The 1,407-nt window shown below is 51.1% G+C and carries 1 protein-coding gene and 2 pseudogenes; 1 reads left to right on the top strand and 2 read right to left on the bottom strand.

Going from position 1 to position 1,407, the window contains the following annotated elements; genetic code table 11:
- Window positions 1-94 (bottom strand): annotated as a pseudogene (locus NG99_RS30105) (IS66 family insertion sequence element accessory protein TnpB); the annotation flags it as partial.
- Window positions 91-493, bottom strand: a pseudogene (locus NG99_RS30425) (transposase). The pseudogenes NG99_RS30105 and NG99_RS30425, both read right to left, overlap by 4 nt.
- Before the next feature lie 421 nt (window positions 494-914).
- On the opposite strand from NG99_RS30425, the gene NG99_RS23260 reads away from it, so the two are divergent.
- The coding region (locus tag NG99_RS23260) for an inverse autotransporter beta domain-containing protein (RefSeq protein ID WP_034898327.1) at window positions 915-1,407 on the top strand (493 nt) is incomplete at its 3' end.

The following is a 1,407-nucleotide window of genomic DNA, read 5'->3' as shown; positions in this document are numbered from 1 at the left end:
ATTCGGCGCAGCTATTTAGGCCATTAAAAGACTTACGCATATCGGTTACGCCAGCAACTAGCCAGATACGGGTGCCCGACGGGAGGGATATCATTGGTTTCCCCCGGTCAGCTCGTGGAGCAGCACGGTCAGCAACTCCGGCGAGGGATTTTCGAGGCTTATTTTATCGTGGCGGAACTCCACGCTGCAGGAGGAAGCGTTCAGCGGACACTGCCCGGAACTGATCTCTGATGTTGCCGGTTCAGATACGATATCAACAAGTAGCAGTGACAGCTCTGACGGTGGGTTGAGGTCGCAGGCAGGCGACGTGATACCCGCCCTCGGTTTGCCACATGCGCAGCCACTTAAAAATAAGGTTGTGAGCAACACTGTTTTCGCGGGCGATCTTTGCAACATTGGCATCAGGCTGAGATGCGAGTTCAACTATGCGAAGTTTAAAGTCATTAGAATCGACAGTGCGGGATTCGGTTCGCCAGTCGGCAGTATTTTCCATGAATAGAGCTCCTTCTAAATAGACTGGTCCCCTTTTTATTAATGCCTGAATAAAACATCAATTAAACAAGGGTGGTAAATTTTTTATTACAACTCAGGGCGGCGATGAGATTCAGTATCATTTGACGTCTTCTTCATTTTGCTTCTTATCCTGCTGAATAGATTTCTTTATTACTGAAAACCTTCTTTTTTCCTTTTCTTTCGCCAGTAGTTTTAATTGTTTAAGTCGATTGTTTTACCTCTTGTTAATAGTTGGTGGCAATCAATTGGGTTTAATTGATCGATTTTGTCGATTTTGTCGCGCGGCGTTATTATTGCTGTATCTGGTTAAACATTATTTTCTCCGCCGTGAACGGGGGCCCTGTACCGGCCGTTTACCGGCCGTTTACCGGCTGGTATATTTTCCTTGTTCCGGGGTTACCATGAATAACATCACCTTGTTCCGTGCCGCCGCGCGGTGTCTGATTGTGCTCCAGCTTCTGCTGATAATGTCGCCGGTTTCCCGGCTGTCGGCTGCAACCCTCACGCCCGCGGTCCCTGATCCGCAGGTATCTGCGTCCCTTTCACGTTCTCCGTTTTCTTCAGACCGCCAGGACGACGACAGTGCAGACCTGCCTTATTCCTCCGCAATGATGGAAGGGGCCGGGCTGCTGACTGCCGGCAACACGCCTGATGCGGCGGCCTCTCTGGCGGCCGGTGAAGCATCCGGTGCACTGCAGGCGTGGCTGAGACAGTACGGTTCCGCGCGCATTCAGCTTAATGTTGACCGGCACGGGAACTGGAGCCACAGCAGTGGGGATTTACTGCTTACGCTGTATGATAACCAGCGCTCAATGCTGTTTGTTCAGGGTGAAATACGGAAACCGGATGACTGGCTTACCGATAACCTGGGCTGGGGCGTACGTACGTTCTGGC

This window comes from Erwinia typographi, assembly GCF_000773975.1.
Taxonomy (GTDB): Bacteria; Pseudomonadota; Gammaproteobacteria; order Enterobacterales; family Enterobacteriaceae; genus Erwinia; species Erwinia typographi.
The sequence above is the reverse complement of the archived record's forward strand: the minus strand, read 5'-3'. Positions and strand labels throughout refer to the sequence as shown.